General features: G+C 40.0%; 1 protein-coding gene. It reads right to left on the bottom strand.

The genetic code is table 11. From position 1 onward, the window contains the following. Positions 1-188: 188 nt before the first annotated feature. On the bottom strand, positions 189-980 hold the full coding sequence (locus tag K245_RS0121715) for a hypothetical protein (protein ID WP_027360828.1): 792 nt from the start codon (positions 978-980) through the stop codon (positions 189-191). Between the last annotated feature and the right edge of the window lie 340 nt (positions 981-1,320).

Here is a 1,320-nt window from a genome sequence, read left to right as displayed (position 1 = left end):
GCGGTAATGATGATGGTGTGCAGATTGCGACCGGCTGAAGCTATTATGTCTTTAATACTCATGTTGCCTCCAATTGTGATGAAAAGTTCTAACGGTGAGCTAAGCCGCGCCGCCGCTGCTTTACTGGTAAAATCGGTGCGTGTCGGCGTCGGCTTGGGCGACTTGTTAGGCATTTTACTACATTTATTCTATAGTTCACGTCGAAACTCTTCTCTTTTTATCAGAAAAGTTTTTTTCTTAGGGTCATAAGTAAATACCAATACTGGATGCTGAAGAATATTCAAGTATTCTTCATTAGAGATAAAATTGGGTACTACAGTAGGTGGTATAAGTATAACAGAAATATCTAATTCCCCAGCAAAAGTACGAACGAAATGATACGTCCTCTGCCAAGCTTCACCATCTGGACTCTCAGGAGAAGGCAAATAGCCATTAAGCGGAATACACAACACTTCAATAAGTTCTGCATCAAATGCTTTTAATATTGATAAGTAACGGACATAAGCAGATGTGCCGCGTCCTATACCATGCTCTAATATAATTTCATTGATTCCATCATTATCGATATCACAAGGGAAAAGAACAAATTCTTCGTAAGAAGCTTCAAAAGGGTATACCGTTTTTTCTCCAATGCTAATTAGAAGGTGGTCAGCTGGGAAATTAAACGATTCTCGCTCTGTTATCCAACTTCCATCCTTATTTTTATTGCTAATTAAGCCTGCGCCAATCCGTACATTGTCTTTCGATACTTTGAGTTCAGACAGAGAAGTTGATGTGAGCCATTTACTTTTTAGTGTTCCAGTTTCGTGTAATATCAAGGTTGGGTTATAGTCTGACTTTTGGTTATCAAAACCAATAGTGCTTGAGGCCAATGAGCCAAATACAGGAAATTCCTCAGTTAGCTGAGGCTGGTTAAAAGTGTCACAGGCAAAGAGCATTGATAAGACACAGATATATATCAAAAGAATAATGCGATTCATAATAATATGCCTAACGGTGAGCTAAGCTGCGCCGCGACTGCTTTACTGGAAAAATCGGTGCGTGTTCGGCGTCAGCTTGGGCGACTTGTTGGCACTGCGGTTGAAAAAGCAATGGCTGACTATTAAACAATTTAGGGGCAATAAACGACCTGAAATTACCCTACCAAAACATAAAAACAGAAAACAGCAAAACCCAAATGAGTTACCAGATTACTTTTGCAATTGCTGGAGAAATTCAGAGCTGCAAAATTGCCAAAACCAGAAAGCTGGAAAACTGAAAATCCCAAATGAGTTACCAAGCTGCCTTTGCAAAAGCTGGTGAAAACCTGTCGCTGCATGA

This window comes from Desulforegula conservatrix Mb1Pa (assembly GCF_000426225.1).
In the GTDB taxonomy this organism is placed as follows: domain Bacteria; phylum Desulfobacterota; class Desulfobacteria; order Desulfobacterales; family Desulforegulaceae; genus Desulforegula; species Desulforegula conservatrix.
Note: the sequence above shows the minus strand (reverse complement) of the source record. Positions and strands in the feature narration are given on the sequence as shown.